Annotated in this window: 24 protein-coding genes and 1 pseudogene; 9 read left to right on the plus strand and 16 right to left on the minus strand. The window is 72.4% G+C overall.

Features of this window, described 5'->3' with window-relative positions; genetic code table 11:
• Positions 1 to 4 precede the first annotated feature (4 nt).
• The 4 genes from WJM95_RS02050 to WJM95_RS02065 all read left to right on the plus strand — a co-directional run bounded on the left by WJM95_RS02050 (position 5) and on the right by WJM95_RS02065 (position 2,777).
• Positions 5 to 508: a hypothetical protein gene (locus WJM95_RS02050; RefSeq protein ID WP_339127712.1), complete on the plus strand. Its 504-nt coding sequence runs from the start codon at positions 5 to 7 to the stop codon at positions 506 to 508.
• A gap of 170 nt (positions 509 to 678) precedes the next feature.
• Positions 679 to 1,644 carry an acetylxylan esterase gene (locus tag WJM95_RS02055; protein ID WP_339127713.1) on the plus strand — a complete coding sequence of 322 codons (966 nt, stop codon included), beginning with the start codon at positions 679 to 681 and terminating at the stop codon, positions 1,642 to 1,644.
• An 8-nt stretch (positions 1,645 to 1,652) separates the two neighbouring features.
• The gene (locus WJM95_RS02060; protein ID WP_339127714.1) at positions 1,653 to 2,054 is read left to right on the plus strand and encodes a nuclear transport factor 2 family protein; all 402 of its coding nucleotides are present in this window, start codon (positions 1,653 to 1,655) and stop codon (positions 2,052 to 2,054) included.
• Between the two features lie 384 nt (positions 2,055 to 2,438).
• Positions 2,439 to 2,777, plus strand: a complete 339-nt coding sequence (locus WJM95_RS02065) for a beta/gamma crystallin domain-containing protein (protein ID WP_339135304.1) — start codon at positions 2,439 to 2,441, stop codon at positions 2,775 to 2,777.
• Positions 2,778 to 2,982: 205 nt separating this feature from the next.
• Here WJM95_RS02065 and WJM95_RS02070 read toward each other — a convergent pair whose 3' ends face one another.
• The gene (locus WJM95_RS02070) at positions 2,983 to 3,684 is read right to left on the minus strand and encodes a hypothetical protein (protein WP_339127715.1); all 702 of its coding nucleotides are present in this window, start codon (positions 3,682 to 3,684) and stop codon (positions 2,983 to 2,985) included.
• A 434-nt stretch (positions 3,685 to 4,118) separates the two neighbouring features.
• Between WJM95_RS02070 and WJM95_RS02075 the strand changes: the two genes are divergently transcribed.
• Complete coding sequence (locus WJM95_RS02075; protein ID WP_339127716.1) at positions 4,119 to 4,844, plus strand: GntR family transcriptional regulator; 726 nt, start codon at positions 4,119 to 4,121, stop codon at positions 4,842 to 4,844.
• A 15-nt stretch (positions 4,845 to 4,859) separates the two neighbouring features.
• Here the strand turns inward: WJM95_RS02075 and WJM95_RS02080 are convergent, their stop codons facing one another.
• Complete coding sequence (locus WJM95_RS02080) at positions 4,860 to 5,624, minus strand: class I SAM-dependent methyltransferase (RefSeq protein ID WP_339127717.1); 765 nt, start codon at positions 5,622 to 5,624, stop codon at positions 4,860 to 4,862.
• Positions 5,625 to 5,745: 121 nt separating this feature from the next.
• Here WJM95_RS02080 and WJM95_RS02085 point away from each other — a divergent pair, with 121 nt between their 5' ends.
• The gene (locus tag WJM95_RS02085) at positions 5,746 to 7,365 is read left to right on the plus strand and encodes an alpha-amylase family glycosyl hydrolase (RefSeq protein WP_339127718.1); all 1,620 of its coding nucleotides are present in this window, start codon (positions 5,746 to 5,748) and stop codon (positions 7,363 to 7,365) included.
• On the opposite strand, the gene WJM95_RS02090 is transcribed toward WJM95_RS02085, so the two are convergent.
• The 5 genes from WJM95_RS02090 to WJM95_RS02110 form a co-directional block, all read right to left on the minus strand.
• Entirely contained in the window at positions 7,348 to 7,512 is a 165-nt protein-coding gene (locus tag WJM95_RS02090; protein ID WP_339127719.1) for a hypothetical protein, read from the minus strand. The two genes, WJM95_RS02085 and WJM95_RS02090, sit on opposite strands and share 18 nt — an antisense overlap.
• A 91-nt stretch (positions 7,513 to 7,603) precedes the next feature.
• Positions 7,604 to 8,887: an RNA polymerase sigma factor gene (locus WJM95_RS02095; protein ID WP_339135306.1), complete on the minus strand. Its 1,284-nt coding sequence runs from the start codon at positions 8,885 to 8,887 to the stop codon at positions 7,604 to 7,606.
• Entirely contained in the window at positions 8,878 to 9,219 is a 342-nt protein-coding gene (locus WJM95_RS02100) for a YciI family protein (protein ID WP_339127720.1), read from the minus strand. Before WJM95_RS02100 ends, WJM95_RS02095 begins: the two co-directional genes overlap by 10 nt.
• Positions 9,216 to 9,962 (minus strand): SgcJ/EcaC family oxidoreductase, encoded by a 747-nt coding sequence (locus tag WJM95_RS02105; RefSeq protein WP_339127721.1) that lies wholly within the window; start codon positions 9,960 to 9,962, stop codon positions 9,216 to 9,218. Before WJM95_RS02105 ends, WJM95_RS02100 begins: the two co-directional genes overlap by 4 nt.
• 115 nt (positions 9,963 to 10,077) lie before the next feature.
• Entirely contained in the window at positions 10,078 to 11,331 is a 1,254-nt protein-coding gene (locus tag WJM95_RS02110; RefSeq protein WP_339127722.1) for a cytochrome P450, read from the minus strand.
• Positions 11,332 to 11,544: 213 nt separating this feature from the next.
• Between WJM95_RS02110 and WJM95_RS02115 the strand changes: the two genes are divergently transcribed.
• From WJM95_RS02115 to WJM95_RS02125, 3 genes and pseudogenes are all read left to right on the plus strand, one after another.
• Complete coding sequence (locus tag WJM95_RS02115; protein WP_339127723.1) at positions 11,545 to 12,354, plus strand: carbon-nitrogen family hydrolase; 810 nt, start codon at positions 11,545 to 11,547, stop codon at positions 12,352 to 12,354.
• 295 nt (positions 12,355 to 12,649) lie between these two features.
• Positions 12,650 to 13,786, plus strand: a complete 1,137-nt coding sequence (rho, locus tag WJM95_RS02120; protein WP_339127724.1) for a transcription termination factor Rho — start codon at positions 12,650 to 12,652, stop codon at positions 13,784 to 13,786.
• An 89-nt stretch (positions 13,787 to 13,875) separates the two neighbouring features.
• Positions 13,876 to 14,778 (plus strand): annotated as a pseudogene (locus tag WJM95_RS02125) (serine hydrolase); the annotation flags it as partial.
• A 14-nt stretch (positions 14,779 to 14,792) separates the two neighbouring features.
• Here WJM95_RS02125 and WJM95_RS02130 read toward each other — a convergent pair.
• The 9 genes from WJM95_RS02130 to WJM95_RS02170 form a co-directional block, all read right to left on the minus strand.
• Positions 14,793 to 16,283, minus strand: coding sequence for a glycosyltransferase 87 family protein (locus WJM95_RS02130; protein WP_339135308.1), 1,491 nt, complete (start codon positions 16,281 to 16,283; stop codon positions 14,793 to 14,795).
• A gap of 304 nt (positions 16,284 to 16,587) precedes the next feature.
• A complete protein-coding gene (mptB, locus tag WJM95_RS02135) occupies positions 16,588 to 17,994 on the minus strand; it encodes a polyprenol phosphomannose-dependent alpha 1,6 mannosyltransferase MptB (protein ID WP_339127725.1) in 1,407 nt (468 codons plus the stop codon).
• A gap of 101 nt (positions 17,995 to 18,095) precedes the next feature.
• Positions 18,096 to 19,046, minus strand: coding sequence for a glutaminase (locus tag WJM95_RS02140; protein WP_339127726.1), 951 nt, complete (start codon positions 19,044 to 19,046; stop codon positions 18,096 to 18,098).
• 121 nt (positions 19,047 to 19,167) lie between these two features.
• On the minus strand, positions 19,168 to 20,004 hold the full coding sequence (locus WJM95_RS02145; protein WP_339127727.1) for an undecaprenyl-diphosphate phosphatase: 837 nt from the start codon (positions 20,002 to 20,004) through the stop codon (positions 19,168 to 19,170).
• 83 nt (positions 20,005 to 20,087) lie between these two features.
• Complete coding sequence (crcB, locus tag WJM95_RS02150) at positions 20,088 to 20,462, minus strand: fluoride efflux transporter CrcB (protein WP_339127728.1); 375 nt, start codon at positions 20,460 to 20,462, stop codon at positions 20,088 to 20,090.
• Positions 20,459 to 20,851 (minus strand): DUF190 domain-containing protein, encoded by a 393-nt coding sequence (locus tag WJM95_RS02155; RefSeq protein ID WP_339127729.1) that lies wholly within the window; start codon positions 20,849 to 20,851, stop codon positions 20,459 to 20,461. The genes crcB (WJM95_RS02150) and WJM95_RS02155 overlap by 4 nt, the downstream gene beginning before the upstream one ends.
• Positions 20,848 to 21,324 carry a fluoride efflux transporter CrcB gene (gene crcB, locus WJM95_RS02160; protein ID WP_339127730.1) on the minus strand — a complete coding sequence of 159 codons (477 nt, stop codon included), beginning with the start codon at positions 21,322 to 21,324 and terminating at the stop codon, positions 20,848 to 20,850. Before crcB (WJM95_RS02160) ends, WJM95_RS02155 begins: the two co-directional genes overlap by 4 nt.
• A gap of 199 nt (positions 21,325 to 21,523) precedes the next feature.
• A complete protein-coding gene (locus tag WJM95_RS02165; protein ID WP_339127731.1) occupies positions 21,524 to 22,504 on the minus strand; it encodes an SMP-30/gluconolactonase/LRE family protein in 981 nt (326 codons plus the stop codon).
• 4 nt (positions 22,505 to 22,508) lie between these two features.
• Positions 22,509 to 22,796 (minus strand): helix-turn-helix domain-containing protein, encoded by a 288-nt coding sequence (locus tag WJM95_RS02170; protein WP_339127732.1) that lies wholly within the window; start codon positions 22,794 to 22,796, stop codon positions 22,509 to 22,511.
• Positions 22,797 to 22,918 lie beyond the last annotated feature (122 nt).

Raw genomic sequence — 22,918 nt, forward strand, 5'->3', positions numbered from 1 at the left:
GGCCGTGGCCGTCGGGGTGCTGCTGCTGGTCGGCGCGCCGCTCGTGGGAGCGGGGGTCGCGCGCTGGACGTACGAGCACGCGCGGGCGCACGCCGAGGCGACCCGCGCCACCGAGCACCACGTCCGTGCCGTGCTGGTGAAGGACTCGCCCAGGGTGGTGCCCTCGGCCTCGGGCCACGGAATGCGCCCGCTCTCCACGCCTGTTCGCTGGACGGGGTCCGACGGGACCGCGCGGACCGCTCTCGTGCATGTGCCCGCGGGTCTGCGGCGCGGTACACGCGTCGACGTGTGGACCGACGGGCGAGGGGTGATCGTGCCTGCCGCGCCGAGTTCCGCGATGATCCTGCAACAGGCCCTGGCCATCGGCGTCTTCACCGGCGCGGGCGCCATCTTCGCCGTCTCGGTCGCGCATGTCTGCGTGAGCCGGAGCCTGGTGCGTCGCCGACTGGACCAGTGGGCGAGCGACTGGGCGCGGACGGAACCCGACTGGACCCGGCGGACGGCCTGACAAGCCGGATACCTCCACACGGCCCGAGAAACGGAACCCCCCGGACGGCCTGAGAATCGGAACGCCTCCCGACGGCCGGGACGCGTCGCTGCCCGCATGGCCGTGGCGGGGCCACGAGGGCGGACGTACGGTGTGATCATCCGCGTTCGCGTGCCGAAAGGTGGTCCCTGATGGCCCTGTTCGACCTCCCGCTCGACGAACTCCGCTCCTGTCGCAGCGCGTCCACCGAGCCCGAGGACTTCGACTCCTTCTGGGCCAGGACACTCAAGGAAGCCCGGGAACACGACCTCGCCGCCCGCTTCGAGCCGGTCGGGATCCCGCTGAAGACGGTCACGGTCCACGACGTCACGTTCGCCGGCTTCGGCGGACATCCGATCAAGGGCTGGCTGACCGTGCCGGCGTGGGCCGACTCCCCGCTGCCCACGGTCGTCGAGTTCATCGGGTACGGCGGCGGACGCGGGCTCCCGCACACGCATCTGCTGTGGGCGTCGGCCGGCTTCGCGCACTTCGTGATGGACACGCGCGGTCAGGCCAGCGTGTGGGGCGGCGGCGAGACCCCGGACCCCGTGGGCAGCGCGCCCGCCTTCCCCGGGTACATGACGCGGGGGATCGAGGACCCCGAAACCTACTACTACCGGCGGCTGTTCACGGACGCGGTGCGCGCCGTGGAGGCGGCCCGCTCGCACCCCCTGGTCGACGCGGCGCGCGTCGCGGCGCTCGGCGGGAGCCAGGGCGGCGGTATCACCATCGCGGTCGGCGGTCTGGTGCCCGACCTGGTGGCGGTCGCCCCCGACGTCCCGTTCCTGTGCGACTTCCCGCGCGCCACGACCCTCACGGACCGCGCCCCCTACCGGGAGATCGGCAACTACCTCAAGACGCACCGTGGCCGCACGGCACAGGTGCAGCGCACCCTCTCCTACTTCGACGGAGTGCACTTCGCCGCGCGCGGACGGGCACCCGCCCTGTTCTCGGCGGCACTCGAGGACCAGACCTGCCCGCCGTCGACGGTCTTCGCGGCCTTCAACGCCTGGGGGAACGGGGACAAGGAGATCGAGGTGTACGACTTCAACGACCATGAGGGCGGCGGCCCTTACCAGCAGGCGGCGCAGCTGCGCTGGCTGCCCGGGCGCGTCTGAGGCCGGCGATGGACACGACCACCGCGGCCCGGCGCTTCGTCCGGGTGTGGGAGCGGGCCTGGGCGGCCCACGACGTCGAGGCGATCCTGGAGCTGTACGCGGACGACTGCGTCCACCGGTCCATGCCGTTCCGGGAGCCCCACCACGGCAGGGACGAGCTCGCCGCGTACCTCCGCTGGTCCTTCGAGTCCGAGCACACGACCGACGTCCGCTTCTCGGACCCGTCGGTCGGGCGGGACGGGCGGGCGGTCGCCGAGTTCCGCGTCCTCGCGCTGGAGGAAGGCCGCCCCACGACGCTCGCGGGCTGTGTCCTCGTCCGTTTCGACGCCGCGGGACTCGCGGTGGAGACCCGGGACTACTGGCACAGCACCCAAGGGTCCGTGCCCGCTCTTCCGTGGCGGACGCCCTAGTACCCGATACGCCTCTTCTCCTGGGAAGTACCTCCGAGGGCGACAGGAAAAGGGACGTCGGCAATCCGCATTCCCGTCGACCAGAGACACTTTTCTTCCGCCTGGCCAAAAGGACTTACCGGCGGCCGAAATCGGGCTTCAACCCCGCTCCAACCGGTCCCGATCTGGACATTCAGGGGCACATTCCAGTCCACGGAGCCATAGATCCTTGCCGCATGCAGCCGCCTTGCAGGATCTTCAAGGGGAAAGCCCGAGAGACAAGGCGACGGAAGGGTCGCACGAAAGCAGGAAGACGCCCTTTTGGCAAACCTTTCATGCTTCCCGCCGTGTCGTGCTCTCCCCGTTCACATGTTGAATGAAGGAGAAGTTGTGATCTCAAGGACGATGAGGCTGGCCCGCTCCGTGACGGTGGCGGCAGTCGCCACCGTGGGCGTCACGATGGCCATGCCCACCGGCAACGCGTTCGCGATCGACCACATAGAGTGCCGTGGCGGGGCCGACTACCTGAAGATCTGGTCGCACCTGGACGGGAGGTCCAGTGTGGACTGCTACGCCAACAAGGGCCGGACCAACTTCGGCTCATGGTGGGTCGACCGCATTTCGACGGGCAACAACGATCTCATCTACTACGACGCGAACGGCGACTCGGTGCGCATCAACCGGTGGACCGACATCACTTTCCCGAGCCGTCCTCCGCTGGTCAAGGACATCGAAATCCTCTAGTGCACGATCAGGAAACTCACCGGAACCGGTCGTACCGACGCTCGACCTTTTCATGCCGCCGCGCGACCCTTCCCGGACACGCATTCATTCCCGCGTGACCTGAATTCCACACGGTGATGAATCGAATTCCCTCCTGATTATCGATACAGGTCGCGCGATTCTCGCGCGGCCTGTATCGGCCTGCTCCCGCAAGGACACGGTCGCGTCAGAAAAGGCCGGACCACTCCGCCTCGACGCTCCAGTTGCTCGCTCCCGCCGCGTAGTCGGCGAACAGCGCGGCCACCTCGTCCCGCCCGCTCAGCACACAGCGGTAGTGGTGTTCCATCGAGCCTTCCCGGTGTTCGACGGCGAAGCCGTCCGTGGTGAGGCCCGCGTTGGGGCCGTGGCCGACCTGGAGGAAGTGACCGCTGCGCCGCTCCAGGATCAGGAACCAGTTCTCCGCGGACAGCCGGTGCACGGCACGGTCGATCACCTCGGGGTCCGCGTCCTCCACCGTCAGCCCGACGCACGGCCGAAGGCTCAGCCCGTCGGCCCCGCGCTGCGCGGGCGGCCGGTGCAGCACCTGGGCCTGCGGGTCGAAGCAGACCAGACCGTGCCGGCCGGCGAGGGCCACCACCTCGGGTGCCGTGCCGTCGGCCCGGCTCCAGGACATCGGCATGATCACATACGCGGCGGAGACGCCGAGGCCGGCGGCCCAGGGTGACGCCTCCGCCCGCGCGTCGTCGCCATCCGTCGCCGAAAGCACGGGGAACCGGTCGGTCAGCTCCCGGCGAAAGGCGGCCACGGCCTCGTTCGCCACGACTCCGGCACCGGTCGGGTCGCCGTCACACAGCCGCTCGTACGTGCGCGTCGCGTCGGCGACCGGGACGCGCCCGGACTCGAACCACACCGCAAGGTCAAAACTCACGTCGCCTCCATCCACCGAACCCTGACGCGCGAGCCTACGGCCGACCCCTGACAACGCCCTCCCGGCGTGGGCCTGTTGGGGCGCGGGCCGCGACGCCCCCTGCGAGAGGGGCCGGGTCGGCCGAAGGATCACTGGCGGGCACTTTCGGACACGGCGGTTCCGGCGGTTCCCGCGGCCCTGGGAGCCCCCGGGCGGCGTCTCGCCGACGTCGGCGGCGAGGCGCCCGGGACGCGCATCACAGTGGGCCCAAGGGATCTGGCGCACGGCGCCACTCGGGCCGAGGCGCCCGGAGGGCGGTGCGCCCCGACCGGGAACGCGAACCGGAATCGGCCGAAGTCGCCGGACGCCCTTCCCCAGTGGTTTAGACCAATGCTAGATGTGGTGGCACACCGAGCTCACACGGCTACGTTTTGTCACCACCAGGAGGCGCGGTCATGGCCCGCACCACCCATCCGTCCGAACACGAACCGCTCTACGCGCGGATCGCCGCACAACTGGTCGGCGAGCTGCGCACCGGATCCATACCTCCCGGCGAACGCCTGCCCGGGGAACGCGAGTTGGCCGCCCGGTTCGGCGTCAGCCGCGAGACCGTGCGGCAGGCGCTCACCATGCTGCGGCGCGACGGCCAGGTCTCCACGGACCGGCGCGGCAGTCACGCGACGCTGTCCGGCACCGGCGCCGAGCACGTCCCGTCCCTCGACTTCCCCGTCGGCGCGCACACGGGCGAGCCCGACGGGTGCCGCCGGGCCACGGTCACCTGGGAGACGCCCTCGCCCGAACACGCGAAGGCGCTCGGACTCGCCCCGCTGCGGGCGACGCTGGTCCATCGCTACGAGTCCGCCGCGGCCGACGGCAGTGGACTGCGTACGGCCGTGACATCGTTCTCCGCCATCGCCGTGACCGAGGTGGAGGAGCTCGCCCGCTACCGCGACCGTGCGAACAACCACTCCTCGGCACAGTTGTCCCGCGCCTACGACTGGATGCGCAAGGCGGGTCTGACCCTGCACCACCGGGACGCGATCACCAGACTCCCGCAGTCGGTACGGGTCACCCGGCGCGTCCACGACCAGTACGACCGCCCGCTGGAGATCACCGACCTGACGGTGGACGCCCGGCAGAACGCCCTCGTCTACGAGTTCACGCTGCCCGCGGCCAGGTGAGGGCAGGGCCCGCCGTCAGATGACGGCCGGGGCGTCCTCCCGTACGGCCACGATCATCCGTGCCCGCGGGCTGCCGTCCCGTCGGCGGCCGAACTCGTTCAGCGGATGAAGCTCCGTCCGGAATCCGGCCCGCGCCAGCTCCCGCCGTACGTCGCCCAGCCGGAACGTGCGGTAGTACATGACGAAGGTCGGGCGCCGGACGGCGTTGCGCACGCGCATCACCGTGTCGAAGCCGAGCAGGGCCCAGTACCAGGGCGAGCCGGCCCGTGGCGGGGCCGTGACGGGGAAGGCGAAGCGTCCGCCGGGGCGCAGCACGGCGTGGACTCCGGAGAACAGGCCGGGCAGCTCCCGCGGCAGGAAGTGCCCGAAGGCGCCGAAGCTCACGACGAGATCGAACTCCGGCCCGAAGGGCAGGGCGCGGGCGTCCGCCCGGACGAAGGCGACCGTCGGCGCCCCGCCCGCGCCCGCCGGGGACGCCGGCTCCCCGAGTCGTGAGCGCCCCACCGCCAGCATGCCCGTGCTGATGTCGACGCCGGTGACGCTCTCGCGGCACAGGCCCCGCAGGACCTCCATGCCCGCCCCGGTGCCGCAGCAGAGGTCGAGCCCCGCGTCGAAGGGCCCCATCGGCGCGAGAGCCTTGCCCACGGCTTCGAGGATGGCGTCCGGGGTCCGGAACGGCGTGTGGTCGAACTTGGGCGCGAGCAGGTCGTAACCGTGTTCGATCGACGAGAGGGCCTGCACGGCCAGTTCGCGGAGGGTGGGACCTTGCGGGGTGAACATCCCGCCGAGCTTAGGGGCTCGGCCCCCGATCGGGGGGATGCGCCCGGGACAGGTCGAACGGGGCCCGAACAGCGGCCTGTGGGGCAGCGGTCGCGTGGTGCGCTGATCTATCGTCGCGGGCATGACCTCGTTCCGCCCCGCCCCCTCCTGGCTGGCCGACGCCGTCTTCTACCAGATCTACCCGCAGTCGTTCGCCGACTCGAACGGCGACGGCATCGGCGACTTCGCCGGCATCACCGAGCGTCTGGACCACCTCGCGTGGCTGGGCGTCAACACCGTCTGGCTCAACCCGTGCTTCGTGTCCCCGTTCGGCGACGCCGGATACGACGTCGCCGACTATCTGCGCCTCGCACCCCGCTACGGCTCCTCCGACGACCTCGCCCGGCTCGTCGTGGAGGCCCGCCGCCGGGGCATCCGCGTGCTCCTCGACCTCGTCGCGGGCCACACCTCCGACCAACACCCCTGGTTCCGGGCCGCGGTGGAGGATCCGGACGACGACCGGTACATCTGGGCTCCCGAGGGGCACGTCCCGGACGGCTTCGTCCCCTCCCCCGGAACACGTCCGGGGGCGTACCTGCCGAACTTCTTCGCGTTCCAGCCCGCCCTCAACTTCGGCTACGGGAGCGCCCGTCAGGACGAGCCCTGGCGTCTGCCGGTCGACGCGCCGGGTCCGCGTGCCAACCGTGCCGCGCTGCGCACGGTCATGGACCACTGGCTGGGTCTCGGACTGGCGGGCTTCCGTGTGGACATGGCCGCCTCCCTGGTGAAGGACGACCCGGGCAAGAGGGAAACAGCGGCGATCTGGACCGAGTTGAGGCACTGGCTGGACGGTGCGCACCCGGAGGCCGTGCTGCTCTCGGAGTGGGGCGAACCCGAGGTGTCCGTCCCGGCCGGGTTCCACGCGGACTTCTTCCTCCAGTTCGGCGGCCCCACCGACGGGCTCGCCCTGCGCTCGCTGTGGAGCAACGGCGAGGGCACGGTCAACGAGGCCTGGGACCCGCTCGACTGCTTCTTCGACGCCGAGGGCCGGGGCTCACCGGAACCGTTCGTGGCGGCCTGGCGCGCCGCCACCACCGCGCTCGGCCCGAGCGGCTTCATCGCGCTCCCGACCGCCAACCACGACTTCTCCCGGCTCAACTGCGGCCCCCGCACGGCCGATCAGCTGCCCGCCGCCTTCGTCTTCCAGCTGACCTGGCCGACCCTTCCGGCGATCTACTACGGCGACGAGATCGGCATGCGCTTCGTGCCGGGACTGCCGGAGAAGGAGGGCAGCGTGCTCGGCCCGCGCTACAACCGCGCCGGCTCCCGTACGCCGATGCAGTGGGACGACGGCCCCAACGCCGGTTTCTCCTCGGCCCCGGCGGACCGCCTGTACCTCCCGCTCGACCCCGCGCCCGACCGCCCGACCGTCGCCGCCCAACGGGCAGACGACACCTCGCTCCTGCGTCTCGTACGCCGTCTGATCGCGTTGCGCACGGGCGCGGCGGAGCTGGGGCCGGACGCGTCGGTCGAGGTGGTGCACGCCGGCTACCCGTTCGTGTACGTGCGCGGTGGCCGGTATCTCGTCGTGGTCAACCCGTGCCGCGAGCCCATGAGGTGTGCCGTCGCCCCGGCCACCACGGTCCGTTCCCTGGAGTCGGACGGCGTCACGATCGACGGTGGCACGGTGAGCGCCCGGGGTTTCGGCTACGGCGTCTTCGAACTCACCGACGCACGGGCCGGTTCAGCCCCACAGACGTAGCGCGGCGAGCCAGACGTCCGGGGTGTTCGGGACGGCTTCCCGCGCCGGCACGGCCGAAGCGGGGGCGTCCCGCTCCGGCCGTGCGCGCCGGGTGAACAGCGACCGGAATGATCCCACCGGGCGGATCGTGCGGGCCTTGGCGGTCATGGCAGGGAGCCTCCTGGGGCGGCGGACGGCGGTGTCGCCGCCTCCCGGCTCGCAGGCCGGGAGGCGGTCTCACCCCACCGACGAAGGGCTCCTACGCCGATCGACACTCCGCGAGCCGCTTCTCCAGGAATCGCCGTTCGGCCGCGTTCTCCACCAGTTCGAGCGCCCGTCCGTACGCCTCGGCGGCCTCGTCCGTGCGTCCGGCGCGGCGCAGCAGGTCCGCGCGGGTGGCCGGCAGCAGGTGGTACGTGTCCAGCTCGCCCTGTTCCTCCAGTTCGGCGACCAGGGCGAGTCCGGCGTCGGTGCCTTCGGACATACCCACGGCGACGGCCTGGTTGAGCCGGACGACGGCGGAGGGCACGAAGCGCCGGAGCTCGCCGTAGAGGGCGGCGATGTCGGCCCAGTCGGTCTCCCCGGCCGTGGCGGCGGTGGTGTGGCACGCGGCGATGGCGGCCTGGATCTGGTACGGGCCCGGGCGTCCGCGGCGCAGCGCGGTCTCCAGCAGTGCGGCGCCCTCGTCCGCCCCGGAGGTGTCCCAGGCGGCCCGGTCCTGGTCCTCCAGGGTGACCAGGTCGCCCGCGGCGTCGACGCGTGTGCCGCTCCGGGCGTCGTGGAGCAGCAACAGCGCCAGCAGGCCGAGGACTTCGGGCTCGTGGGGCATCAGCCGGGCCAGGACGCGGGCGAGCCGGATCGCCTCGGCGGAGAGGTTCGTGCGCGTGAGATCGGCGCCCGCCGTGGCGGCGTACCCCTCGTTGAAGAGCAGATAGAGCACGCCGAGGACACCGGTGGTGCGTTCGGGCAGGAGGTGCGCGGGCGGTACGCGGTAGGGGATGCCCGCGTTGCGGATCTTCCGCTTGGCGCGCACGAGCCGCTGCGCCATCGTCGCCTCGGGGACGAGGAAGGCGCGCGCGATCTCGGGCGTGGTGAGCCCCGCCAGGGTGCGCAGGGTGAGGGCCACCCGGGCCTCGATGGCCAGCGCCGGGTGGCAGCAGGTGAAGATCAGGCGCAGTCGGTCGTCGCCGACGCCGCTGCCGTCACCGGGATCCGTTTCGTACGGATGGTACGAGTCGTACGGTTCGTACAGACCTTCGTCGCGCGCCGACACCGCCACCTCCCGCAGTTTGCGCGCACCGGCCGCCTCGCGGCGCAGCACGTCCAGGGCCCGATGGCGCGCGGTCGTGGTCAGCCAGGCGCCGGGGCGGCGCGGAACTCCGTCGCGCCGCCACCGGTCGAGCGCCTGGGCGAAGGCGTCCTGCGCGCACTCCTCGGCGAGGTCCCAGTCGCCGGTCATGCGGATCAGGGTGGCGACGACCTGGCCCCACTCCTCACGGAACGCGGCCGCGACCGCCTCCTCGACGCCGTCGTTCACTCCCAGACCGGCCGCACCTCCACCGAACCGCCCGCCAGCGCGGCGGGATGCCGGGACGCGAGCGCGATGGCCTCGTCGAGGTCGGCGACCTCGATGATGTCGATGCCCGCGACGTACTCCTTCGATTCCACGAACGGCCCGTCCGTGAGCAGGACTTCGTCGCCCTGGACCCGCACGGTGGTGGCGTCGGTGGCGGGCCGCAGCCGGGCGCCGCCCGTGACGACGCCGCGCTCGCGGACCTCCTTGACGTACGAGGCGAACCGGGGGTCGTCGGCGATGTCCTCGGGGGCGAGCTCCTCGCCGCCGGCCGGAGTGCAGATGAACAGGGCGTACTTCACGACCGCGGCTCCCCGGCCGGCGGGCGACCGGCGTCCGAGGGCACCGACATGTGCTGGTGTGCGATCAGCCAGCGGTCGCCGGCCGCGCGGTAGCCGGTGGTGACGCGGGTCGTGGAGTCCAGCGTCGTGCCGTCGGCGAGCGGGGCGCGCAGACGGACCACGGCGTGGCTGAACGCGATGCTCTCGTCGACGCGCAGCCGGAAGTCGAGGACCTCGCGGTCGACGGGACCCGCGAGCGCGGAGAACCACTGTTCCTGCGCCTTGCGCAGGGCGTCGGCGCCGCTCTGCTCCAGACCGCTCACGGGGTGGAAGACCTCGACGTCGGGGGCGTAGCAGGCCATCGCACGGTCGAGGTCACGTTCGCGGAGCGCCTCGGTGAGCTCGGCGTCGAGATGGCGGATCCGCCCTTCGGCGTCCTCGTCCTCCCAGAAGGCGCGCACCTCCATCGCGCCGATGGTGGCGACCGGGTGCTTCGCGGCGGCCTCGATCGCCTCCTCCATGGAGGCGCATTCGAGGATGTCGAAGCCGGCGACGTACTCCTTCGTCTCGGCGAACGGCCCGTCGGTGCGCAGCACCTCGCCGTCGCGGACCCGGACGGTGACCGCCTCGGCGGGCAGCCGCAGCCGGTGGCCGTGCAGCCGGACGCCCCGCTCGGCGCCCAGTTCCTCGACCCACGGTTCGACGGGTGCCATCCCGGAGGCGTCGGCGGTGTCGTCGCCACAGACCAGCAGCATGTACTTCATGGTTCCTCCCGGTGCTCATGAGCTTCCTACACCGCACCGACGAACGGCGCCCCGGCGAATCGACAGGCCCCGGATATTTTTTTCGCGTGCCCGCCGGGGCGGGCGGTCGGCCCGGTCAGGGGCGGGCGGTCCCGGGGCGTACGGGGAGGGTGCGGACGCTGTTGCCGACGAAGCTGGCCTGCTGGGTGAGCTCCGCCTCGGACACCGCGAGGTCGAGGTCGGGGAAGCGGGTGAAGAGCCGTTCCAGGGCGATGGTGGCCTCCATCCGGGCGAGGGGCGCGCCGAGGCAGTAGTGGGCGCCGTGTCCGAGGGAGATGTGGCGGGCGGCGCCGGGCCGCCGGGGGCGGGTGACGTCGAAGCGGTCGGCGTCCGGTCCGTGCGCGGCCCGGTCGCGGCCGGCGGCCGAGTAGCCGGCGAGCACCGGCGTGCCCTGCGGGATGACGGTCCCGTCGACGGTGAGGTCGCGCACCGGGTAGCGGAACGGGAAGTAGCTGACGGGGGCGTCCCAGCGCAGGGTCTCCTCGACGACGTCCGCCCAGTCCGCCTCGCCGTCGAGGACCGAGGCGAGCTGGTCCCGGTGGGCGCACAGAGCCCGTACGGCGTTGGTGATCAGGTTCAGGGTGGTCTCGTGCCCGGCGATGATCATGAGCACCAGGGTGCCCATGAGTTCCTGCCGGCTGAGCCGGTCGCCGTCCTCGTCGTGGGCGGCGATCAGCGCGCTGGTGAGGTCGTCGCCCGGGGTCTCCGTACGGGCGGCCGCGACGGCGCCGAGCACGGCCATCAGTTCGCGGTTCGCGGCGACGGCCTGCTCGGGGCCGATGTCGGTGGAGACGACCTGGTTCGTCAGACGGTGGAGCCGGTCGCGGTACTGCGCGTCGACGCCCAGGAGTTCGCCGATGACGCCCATCGGCAGCGGGAGCGCGAAGTGTTCGCGCAGGTCGGCCACTCCCCCGCCCTCCCGCGCCGCCGCGTTCAGTCCGTCGAGCAGCGTCGAGGTCAAGTCCTCGATCCTGGGCCGCAGTCGCTCGACCCGTCGGACCGTGAACGCCTTGCTGACCAGGGAGCGCAGGCGCCGGTGGTCGTCGCCGTCGGCGGTCGTCATGCCCTGCACGGTGGCGAAGGTCATGAGCGGCCATCCCTCGGCCACACGGCCCTCGTTCAGGGCCGTGAAGTGCCGGGCCCCCTTGGCTACATCGGGGTGCGCGAGGAATTCCTTCAGTGCCTCGTGCCCCAGCACCACCGCGCCCTCCACCTCGCCGGGCAGCACCACCGAGGTGACGGCGCCCCGTGCGAGCAGCCGCTCGTTGACGGCGTGCGGACATCCGCCCGCGGGGTCCAGGCGGTGCGGCGTGACGGGCGAGGTGTCCACCGTGTTCTCCTTGCGGCCGGGGCGAGTTGAGGGTCGTACGACACCGACGGGCGCCGTACGAAGATCGATTGTGCCCGCTCGCGGCAGCGGGCGCAGCACCTCGGTCAAGCCCTTCGGACGGCCCACGGGAGGCGGGAAGCGCCGATGCCTCCTTACGCTCGTAGGGACGGGTTTCCTTGGACCGCGCGCGCCGCGGTCCCGGAGGTGACGGCCATGCGTGCCTCGCTGATCCAGTTGTCCGTGGACTCCTCGGACACCGCGGACGAGCGGCGCCGCCGTGCGGCCTCGCTGGTACGCGGTTGGGCGGGCGACGACCTGGTGGTCCTGCCCGAGCTGTGGGCGGCCGGGGCGTGGGCGTACGACCGCTGGGGGCACGACGCCGAAGGGATCGACGGCCCCACCGCGCGGGCCATGTCCGCGGCGGCCCGGGAGGCCGGGGTGTGGCTGCACGCCGGATCCGTCGTCGAGCGGGACGAGGACGGGACGCTGTACAACACGGCGCTGCTCTTCGACCGGTCCGGCGAGCTGCGGGGGCTCTACCGCAAGATCCACCGGTACGGCTTCGACACCGGGGAGGCGACCCTGATGGGCGGGGGCGACGCCGTCGTGACCGTGCCCACCGACTTCGGTGTCGTCGGCCTCGCCATCTGCTACGACCTGCGCTTCCCCGAGCTCTTCCGGGGACTGCTCGACGCGGGCGCGGAGCTGATCGTGGTGCCCGCGGCGTGGCCGGCGTCCCGGCTCGCCCACTGGCGGCTCCTGACCCGCACCAGGGCCCTGGAGGAGCAGGTCTTCCTCCTGGCCTGCTGTGCGACGGGCACCCACGGCGGTATGCGGCAGGGTGGACACAGCGTCGTCGCCGACCCCTGGGGAACCGTCCTGGGCGAGGCCGGCACCGCGGAGGAGATCCTGACGGTGGACCTCGACATGGCGCGGGTCGCCCTGACGCGCGCCGAACTCCCGGTCCTGCGCGACCGCGTGCTCGGCGTCCAGGCCCCCCCGGAGGCCGTGAGCCGCGCCTGAGCGTGTGACCCGGACGACACTCGGTCCGGGCCGATCGGTGGTACTCTGCGAACAGCACTCGTGTACGCCTCTCTGTTCAGGCGCCGGTGCAAGTTCCCTTCTCCCGCTGTCACGCGGTCGATTCCGGTTCGCGCAACAGCTTCTCCGCACCACCTCCGCGGTACGCCCGGGGAATCCCCCCGTCACGTCCTAGGTGATGCTCCCGCCGCACCGAGGCGCGCCCCGCGCCCTCCCTTCGCGGCCATCCCCCTTCCTCACGCATGACCATGCGATCCCGTCCCCGAGAGGACACCCCATGACCACCACACTCGAACACCCCGTACAGGAGCGGCCCCGGACCCGGACGGCCGTCGGTGTCCTCGACATCGACGGCAACGGGAAGGGGCACCTGCGCTCCGCGAGCCTCCTGCCCTCGCCCGACGACCTCCAGGTCTCCCCCGCGCTGATCCGCCGTCACGGCCTGCGCAGGGGCGACACCGTGGAGGGTGTGCGCGGCGGGCCCCGGATCCTCACCGAGGTCGAGCGGATCAACGGCCGCACGTCCGAAGAGCCGCGCCGCCGCCCGCACTTCAAGGACCTCACCCCGCTGCACCCGCGTGACCGGCTCCGGCTGGAGCACCCGGCGAGCGCGCTGACCGGACGCGTCGTGGACCTGGTCTCGCCGGTCGGCAAGGGCCAGCGCGGTCTGATCGTCGCCCCGCCCAAGACCGGCAAGACGGTGCTGATCCAGCAGATCGCCGCCGCCGTGGCCGGCAACCACCCCGAATGCCGTCTGATGGTGCTGCTGCTCGACGAACGCCCCGAGGAGGTGACCGACATGCGGCGCTCCGTACGCGGCGAGGTCTACGCCTCCACCTTCGACCAGTCGCCCAGGCAGCACATCGCGCTCGCCGAGCTCGTCGTCGAGCGGGCCAAGCGGCTCGTCGAGGCGGGCGAGGACGTCGTGATCCTGCTCGACTCGCTCACCCGGCTGTGCCGGGCGCACAACAACGCGGCCGCCGCGGGCGGACGCACCCTCAGCGGCGGTGTCGACGCCGGCGCCCTCCAGGGGCCCAAGCGGCTCTTCGGCGCGGCGCGTCTCGCCGAGGAGGGCGGCTCGCTCACCATCCTCGCCACCGCCCTGGTGGACACCGGTTCCCGCGCCGACGACTTCTTCTTCGAGGAGCTCAAGGGCACGGGCAACATGGAACTGCGGCTGGACCGGACCCTGGCCGCCCGGCGCGTCTTCCCCGCGGTCGACATCACCCCCTCCGGCACCCGCCGCGAGGAACTCCTCGTGCCGGCGGCCGAGTCGGCAGCGCTGCGAGGACTGCGTCGCGCCCTGCTGACACGCGACGCGGAGTCCGGCCTGGAGACGCTCCTGGAGCGGCTGCGCGCCACCCCCGACAACGCCGCCTTCCTGCGCCGGATCCAGCCCACGCTGCCGTCCTGACGACCCGCGCCTGCGGCATCCGGGTGCTCGACGGCGCCGCTCGGCCCGGCCACCCCGGCGTGTCGCGCGACCGTTCCTACGTTTGCGGTATGACGATCGGATTCTCATTCCGGACCGCTGCTTCGCGCTCCGCGGTCACGCGTGCCGCCCTGACCTGCTCCGCCGTCTGCGCGGCCGGGCTGCTGGCCGCGGCGCAGAGCCCGGCCACCGCACTCACCGACGCGCTCCCCGGAGCACCGCGGCCCGCGGCGCCACCGCCTTCGTCGCTGAACCAGCCGGGCACCCAGGTACGACCCCGGCCCGGAGCGCCCGAGGTCCCCGACGTCTCCGCCCTGTCCTGGGTCGTCGCCGACGCCGCCACCGGTGACGTCCTCGCCGCGCACAACGCCCATCGCAGACTCCCGCCCGCGAGCACCCTCAAGACCCTCTTCGCCCTCACCGTCCTGCCGAAGCTGCCGGGCAGCACCCTGCACACCGTCAGGGAGCGGGAGCTGGAGGGCATCGGCGCCGGCAGCAGCATGGTCGGCGTGGCCGAGGGGGTCACCTACCGCGTGGCGGACCTGTGGCGCGGCGTCTTCCTGAACTCCGGCAACGACGCCGTGCACGTGCTCGCCTCGATGAACGGCGGCTGGACGAGCACCGCCGCCCAGATGCAGGCCAAGGCCCGCTCCCTCGGCGCGAACGACACCCACGTCGTCTCGCCCGACGGCTACGACACACCCGGGCAGGTCTCCTCGGCGTACGACCTGGCGGTGTTCGGACGGGCCGGGCTGCGCAACCCCGACTTCGCGCGGTACTGCTCCACCGTCGAGGCGATGTTCCCCGGCGAGGCCGGCTCCACGTTCGGCATCCAGAACACCAACCGGCTCCTCACCGGCGCGAACGGGGTGGAGCGGTATCCCGGTGTGATCGGGGTCAAGAACGGCTACACCACGAACGCGGGCAACACCCTGGTCGCCGCCGCCAAGCACGGCACCCGCACGCTCGTCGTGACGCTGATGAACCCTCAGGCGGGCGGCGGACTCACCGTGTACGAGGAGGCGCGCTCGCTGCTCGACTGGGGCTTCGCCGCGTCCGGACGGGTCGATCCCGTGGGGACCCTGCTCGACACGCGCTCCGTCCCGGCGGCCGGACCTTCCGCCGCGGGCCCCTCCGTCGCCGGATCCGCCTCACACCCCGGGCCCGCCGCGCATCCCGGCCGCGCCGCCCGGCCCGTCTCGGGCGACCGGCCGGTGAACAGCCCGGGCCCGGTGGCCGCCGCGTCGCCCGGGGACTCGGGGCTCGGCTGGTCGGGCGCCGCCGAGATCGCCGGTGCCGCCGTGCTGGGCGCCGCCTGCGTCGCCCTCGCCCTGCGGATCAGGGCGGGCCGGGCCGGGCGCGGCTGACCGGCCGGGAGCCACAGCAACAGCCCGAGCGTGATCCACGTATAGGTGTTGCTGCCGAGGAAGCCGCCGAGGCCCGACGCGTCGTCGAACCACAGCCACACGACGCTGCTGCACAGCACCGCGTACAGGGCCGCCGCGATCCGCGCCCGGCGCCGCCGCAGCAGCACGGCGAAGGACGGCAGCAGCCAGACGAGGTGGTGCACCCAGGTGATCGGGCTGACGAGGCAGGCGGTCAGCCCGGTCAGGGCGAAAGCGGCGGTCCAGTCCTCGTCGGCGAGGGCCCGCGAGGTCCGCCACGCCCAGACGCACAGAACCAGCAGGGCGAGCGTCGCCCACAGCGCCCTGCTCGGTTCCTCCGGTGCCACGAGCCGTGCCAGTACACCCTGGAGCGACTGGTTGGAGACATAGTCGAGGCGGCCGATGCGGGTCGTGTCCCACAGCGCGTCGGTCCAGTAGAAGCGCGAGGCGTCCGGCACCACCCAGGCCGCCAGCGCGGTGGCCGCCACGGCGACCGACGTGGCGACACCGGCGGCCCGCCAGCGGCGGCCGAGCAGCAGCAGCGCGATGAACAGCGCGGGGGTGAGCTTGATCGCCGCGGCGAGACCGATCCCGGCGCCCGCCCAGCGGCCCTTTCGGCGCGTCAGCAGCCACGCGTCGCTCAGTACGAGGGCGAGCAGCACCAGGTTGACCTGGCCGAAGCTGAAGGTGTCGCGGACCGGTTCGAGCAGTGCCAGCAGACAGGCCGTCAGAGCGCAGCCGAACCAGCCGAGGCGGCGCAGTTCGGGTCCGACCAGGATGCCGACGACCAGGGTCAGGGCGGCGAGGTTGAGGACCAGCGCGAGCGCGATCGCCGTGTGCAGCCCGACCAGGGCCAGCGGCAGCATGCCGAGCGCCGCGAACGGCGGGTAGGTGAAGCCGTACCCGGTTCCCGGCACCCGGTAGTCGTAGATGCTGCCGCCGTGGTGGACCCAGTTGTCGACCGCCCCGTAATAGACGCGCAGGTCGAACCAGTCGCGCAGCAGGGGCACGGTGGCCGTGAACACGCCGATGACGACGGCCAGTCCGAGGACGAGCAGGAGTCGCCTGAGGTCGGTGCCCAACAGTGCCGCCATGCCGCCGGGGCCCCGCCCGCCGGTGGGCGCCTTCGCTCCCGTCGGCCCTGTCGTGGTGCTTCTCGCGCTCATCGTCCCCGTCCCCGTCGCCCCGCCCGGCTTCGCCGCGCCACTCGCCCCGACCGCCCGACTCGCTCTCCGTCCAGCGCCACTCGCCCCGGCCGCCCGACTCGCTCTCCATCCGGCGCCCCTCGCGTGGGCCGCCCGACTCGCTCTCCTCGCGGCGCCGGTCGTCCGGGTCCGCCCACCGGCCTTCCCGTGCCCCTCGTCCCGCCCGGGTGCGTCCCGTGCTCCGCGTCCGCCGTCATGCCGTCCGTTCCAGTGCCGGTGCCTGCGGCTGTGCCGCCTGGTGGGCCTGCCAGAGCACGACCAGGGCGAGCAGGCCCCCGGAGACGGCGAGGATCACCTGTCCGGCGTCCGCCGGCGACCCGCTCGGCAGCACCGCGAGCGCGAGCACCCCGCTGGCGGCCGCGACCCGGCCGCGCACCGAACCGGTGGGCGCCGCCGCCGCGATGAGGAACAGTCCCCACAGCGCGTACCACGGCCGCACGGCCGGGCCGAACACCGCCACCGCCGCCAGGCTCAGGCCCAGCGCGTAGACCGGGTGCGGGCGCAGCCGCAGCCATATGAACAGCAGCAGCGCCACGGTCGTCACGAGCCCGACGGCGTGCCATACGGGCATCGCGAGCGGTGCGAGTCCGCTGCCGAGCTTTTCGAGAAGGGCGCCGGTGACCCGCCCGAGGAGGCTGGTGGGTGACCAGTTGTGCGGCGAGACGGGGGTCTTCAGGGCGGCTATCCAGCCATAGCCCGTACCGGCCACGGCCGTCGCGGCGACCGTGGTCGCGGCCGCGACCACGAGGGTGGTCACGGTGATCCGCGCGATGCCCCGGCGTCCCCGGCCGCGACCGCGCAGCGCGATCACCGCCACCAGGCCGAGCGCCGCGGGCGCCTTGACGAGGGCCGCGAGGGTGACCAGGACGACTCCCGCGACCGGCCATCGGCCGCGCGCGGCCACCAGACCGACGCCGAGCAGCCCGAGCATGATGGCGTCGTTGTGCGCGCCGGCCACCAGGTGCAGCAGGACCAGGGGGTTGAGCGCCCCCAGCCACAGCGCGGCGGCCGGATCGGCGCCGCTGTGCCGGGCGAGGCGGGGCAGGGCCGCCGCCATCAGGGCGACACCGAGCAGGGCGACCAGGCGCATGCCGAAGAGGCCGGCCGGTATCTCCCCGCGGGTCAGCGCCGACAGACCGCGGGCGACGGCGAGGAAGACGGGGCCGTAGGGCGTGGTCGTCGTCTGCCACACGGGAGCCACCTCGTCGGCGAGCGGTCCGCCGAGCCGGGCGGGGCCGTACGCGTAGACGTCGATGTGGGCGTCGACCATGGCGCCCTGGGCGAGGTAGCTGTAGACGTCCCGGCTGAAGAGGGGCGGCGCGAGCAGCAGCGGCGCGGCCCAGGTGGCCAGAACGAGCAGCAGGGAACGGGGAGTCGGCGGTTCGGGTCCGCGGACGACGCTGCCCAGCAGGGCCCAGGCGGCTATCAGCAGGACGACGCCGAAGTAGACCCCGACCAGGCCCAGTACGGCCCGCCCCGACCCGGGGGCGAGGAGGTCGCGCGCGGGCAGGGCCCCCGCGGTCTCGCCGCCCAGCGCGAGGACGGCGGTTCCGGCGAGGCCCAGGGCCTGGCAGCGGCGGAGATCGACGGGGAAAGCCATGGCCAACACTCCGCAAGCGTGTCAACGCCGGGTGGCCGGAAGGCGACGCGGCGCTCTCCGCGCGGGGTCCGGAGCGTGACCTCCGTGTGGTGCCGGGGAATTCAGAACACGGACACGCCGGTCAGGGTCGTGAAGCGGTCCAGGGCGGCCACGCCGGCCACGGAGTTGCCCCGTTCGTCCAGGCCCGGGCTCCAGACGCACAGGGTGCACCGGCCCGGCACCACGGCGATGATGCCGCCGCCCACCCCGCTCTTGCCGGGGAGCCCGACCCGGTACGCGAAGTCGCCCGCGGCGTCGTAGGTCCCGCAGGTCAGCATGATCGCGTTGATCTGCTTGGCCTGACTCCGCGGGAGCAGCCGGCCGCCGTCGGCGCGGATGCCGTGCCGGGCCAGGAATCCGGTGGCGAGGGCGAGATCGGCGCAGGACGCGGCGATCGAGCACTGGAGGAAGTACTGGTCGAGCAGCTCGGGCACCGGGTTGTCGATGTTGCCGTAGGAGGCCATGAAGTGGGCGAGTGCCGCGTTGCGGTCGCCGTTCGCGGTCTCGGAGGCGGCGATGTCCCGGTCGAAGCCGAGGTTCTCGTTGCCGCTCTCGGCCCGCAGGAACTCCAACAGGGTGCCGGCCGCGTCCCCGGTACGGGTCTGGAGCCGGTCGGTGACGACGAGGGCTCCGGCGTTGATGAACGGGTTGCGCGGGATGCCGTTCTCGTACTCCAGCTGGACCAGGGAGTTGAAGGGGTTGCCGGAGGGCTCGCGCCCGACGTGTTCCCACAGCGCGTCGCCCTCGCGGGCGAGGTCGAGGGCGAGTGTGAAGACCTTGGTGATGGACTGCGTGGAGAACGGCTGCCGCCAGTCCCCCACGCCGTACACCGTGCCGTCGAGCTCCGCGACGGCCATCCCGAAACGGCGTGGATCGCAGGCGGCCAGCGCCGGGATGTAGTCGGCGGGCCGCCCGCGGCCCGGAGTCTGCGCGATCTCGGTGGCGATGCGCTCCAGGACCGGCTGGAAGGTCAGGGAGGACGGATACGGCGAGTTCCCGGGCATGATCGCCATTGTGCCGCCCGTCCGGCCCCACCGCGCAACAGAGGGCGCGGAGCCGGAGTCCGGCTTCGCGCCCTCTGTGAGCGGATCGTTCATGAGCGGGAGCCGGTGCGTGCCCGAGCTCCGCGTCGTGTCAGCTGTCGATGACTCCGGTGCCCAGGAGGCCGAAGAGCAGGACGCCGATGATGATGCGGTAGATCACGAAGGCGTTGAAGGAGTGCTTGGCGACGAACTTCAGCAGCCAGGCGATGGAGGCGTAGGCGACCACGAACGACACGACGGTGCCGACGATCAGCGGAGCGGCGCCCACACCGGTGCCGAGGGCGTCCTTCAGCTCGTACAGGCCGGCGCCGGTCAGGGCCGGGATGCCGAGGAAGAAGGAGAGGCGGGTGGCGGCGACGCGGTCCAGGTCGAGGATGAGACCGGTCGACATGGTGGCGCCGGAACGCGAGAAGCCGGGGAAGAGGAGGGCGAGGATCTGGGAGCTGCCGACCAGCATCGCGTCCTTGAAGGAGACGTCGTCCTCACCGCGCTTGTGGCGGCCCATCTGGTCGGCGGCCCACATCACGGCACTGCCCGCGATCAGCGACCCTGCGACCACCCACAGGGAGGCCAGCGGACCCTCGATGAGCGGCTTGGCCGCGAGGCCCACGGCCACGATCGGGATGGTCGCGTAGATGACCCACCAGGCGAACTTGTAGTCGTGGTTGTGCCGCTCGTTCTTGTCGCGCAGCCCACGCCCCCAGGCGGAGACGATCCGCACGATGTCCTTGAAGAAGTACACGAGCACGGCGGCGATCGCGCCGACCTGGATGACCGCGGAGAAACCGACGACGGCGTTGTCGTCGACGGGGATGTTCATCAGCCCCTCGGTGATCTTGAGGTGACCGGTCGAGGAGACGGGAAGGAATTCGGTCACCCCCTCCACGACTCCGAGGACGACGGCCTGACCGACGTTGATGACGCTCATGGGATCCAGTTCTGAGGAGTTGGTCGACAGTGCTGTAGACAGTGCAGGAGACAGTGTTACCTATACGCGTGATCGCCCGGCACCTAGGTCCACAAAGCTTGTGCAAACGCGACCCCGGCGAACGCCGCGCCGAGGCCCGCCGTCACGCTCACGATCACGTTGGCCGCAGCGTAGAACGCCGCGCCGGTCCCGGTCAGCCGCAGGGTCTCGTACGAGAACGTCGAGTACGTGGTGAGCGCCCCGCACAGACCGGTCCCGATCAGCAGTTGCAGGTGCCCGGACACCTGTCCCGCCGAGGCGGCGCCGGTCAGCAGACCGAGGATCAGGCACCCTGTCACGTTCACGACGAGGGTGCCCCAGGGGAAGACCGTATCGTGCTTCAGCTGTACCGCCCGGTCGGTCAGATAGCGCAGGGGCGCCCCGAGTGCCGCGCCGATGATCACCAGCAGCCAGTTCACCGCCCCGCACCGCCGTCCCCGGACGGGTCGGCGCCGCTCGCGCCGGGGCCGTCGCCGCGGGCCGCGTAGCGGATGACCTCACAGGGGTCGAGGACCACCAGACCCCCGGTGACGAGTTCGTCGAGCTGGGGCAGGAAGGCACGGACCCGCTCCTCGGTGTCCACGACGATCACGGCCACCGGCAGGTCCTCGCTCAGTGAGAGAAGTCTCGACGTGTGGATGAGGGAGGAGGCGCCGAACCCCTCGACGCCCTTGAAGACGCTGGCGCCCGCGAGGCCCGCCGCGTGCGCGCGGTGCACGATCTCCGCGTACAGCGGCTTGTGGTGCCAGGTGTCGTTCTCGCCGATGAGGACGGTCAACCTCAGGGCACTGCCCGTCAGCCTTGTCATCGCTGCCTCCGTGCCAGGGCCCGGCGGGCCGCCGCCGTCCCGAGCCAGACCGCCGTGAGCGCCGCGGACAGGGTCGCGACGAGATAGACGAGCGCGGTGCCCGGGTGACCGCCACCGATCAGATTCCGGATGTCGACGGCGTACGTCGAGAAGGTCGTGAAGCCGCCGAGCACTCCGGTGCCCAGGAAGGGGCGCACGAGGCGGTGCACGGCCGGCAGCTCGGTGATCACCGCCATGAGCACGCCGATCGTGGCGCAGCCCACGACATTGATCGTGAACGTGGTCCAGGGGAAGGCGCCGTCCGGTGTGGGCCACAGCAGCCCCGCCCCGTAGCGGGCCGTGGCGCCGATCACGCCGCCGAGCGAGACCGCGGCGACGACGGGGCCCTGCCCGTGCCAGGGCGACGGGGTTCGCGCGGGCGCGCGCGCGGGAGTGCCGGACTCGCCGACGCGCTCGGGATGGGGGACTGTCATGATCCTCGGTGCTCCTACTCGCCGGGCCGGTGCGGGCACACGGCATCGCAAGCAGGGACCGTTGGCGGCATCCGTGCCGCGGTTCGGGTACGGCGGGCCCCACCGCCGTGCCGCGCTGCAAGATCGCGGCTGGTGAACAGGGTAACGCCGGGGGCGCGGGCCTCGCACACCCGGTACCCGACGCGAACGCCCCGGCAGCTCAGCCGGTGGCGCCGGGAAGATCACAGACCGCGAGGCCCCGCTCCCAGATGCTCCCGAGGATCAGCCGGCCGTCGGACTCACAGGCACTGGTCACCATGCGGAACCGTGCGCGGCGGCTCTCCAGGTGGTGCACGACGGTGCCGTCGTCGTCGACCGCGAGGACACCGGTGGTGCCCGGTGGCCGGAACGGCGCGCGTACGGCGATACGGGCCGCGGTGCGCCGGACGGCCGGGCCCCGCCGGTGCAGGAGTTCCAGGGCGCCGACCCGGGGACCGGCGAGGGCCACCCAGATCGGGCCGTCCGGGGCGCGCCAGAGGTTGTCGGGCTGGCCGGGGAGGTCGTCGGCGAAGGTCTCGGACCGGCCCGCCCGAGGGCCGGTGAGCCAGTGGCGGACGAGCCGGAAGGCGCCGGTCTCCGCGAGGACGAGGAAGGACTCGTCGGCCGAGGCGGCGAGGCCGTTGGCGAACTGGAGCCCTTCCAGGAGGACTTCGGGTTCCTTGTCGCCCGGCGCGAGGCGCAGGAGACAGCCCGAGCCGGTGTGCTCGACGAGATCGCCGATCCACTGCTTCAGGGGGTAACTGCGGCTGGAGACGGTGAAGTACACCGTGCCGTCCGAGAGAGCGACCACGTTGCTGGCGAAGCGCAGCGGCACACCGGCCACCTTGTCGGCGAGAACGCGGACCACTCCGTCATCCAGCCCGACCCGCAGCAGCCCGCGTTCGGCGTCGCACACCAACAAGGCGTTGTCAGGCAGCAGTTCGAGGCCCAGTGGCCTGCCGCCCGTCTCGGCCACGACCCGGACGTCGGTGCGGTCGGGGTCACCGAGGCCGTCGACGCGTACGATGCGGCCGTCCTCGAGACCGGTCAGCACCCCGCCCCGGGAATCGGCTATGACGTCCTCGGGGCCGCGGCCGCCGAGCGGCACCGTGCGCCGGGGCGAAAGGGGTGCCGTCTCCGCCGTACCGGACCCGTCTCCCACGCGCCTACCAGCCCTTCTCGAAGTAGTGGCCCACTTCGGCGATACGGTACTCGTCGCGGCGGTAGTAGGTCCGGCGCCCCACCTTCTTGGCGCGCAGCAGTCCGACTCCGGCGAGCAGGTCGAGGTGGGTGCGCGCCACCGCCCGGTTGACACCGAGTTTGACGGCGAGGGCCTCGGGGCTGACTCCGTCCTGGACGAGGTCGGCGCGGCGCTGCGGCGGGAAGTGCGCCGCGGGCTCGCGCAACCACTCCAGGATGTTCCGTCGTTGCCCGCTGAAGGACCCCTTCAGCATCTCGTCCCCCTCCGTCGTGACGGTCTCCCGCCACTGTCCCGCAGCCGGCGGCGGCACGCACGGCGTTCCACCGACCCTGGCCGGAGCCGGACGGCCGCGAAGGGGTACGGGGCCCGGCCGCA

The organism is Streptomyces sp. f51 (assembly GCF_037940415.1).
In the GTDB taxonomy this organism is placed as follows: Bacteria; Actinomycetota; Actinomycetes; order Streptomycetales; family Streptomycetaceae; genus Streptomyces.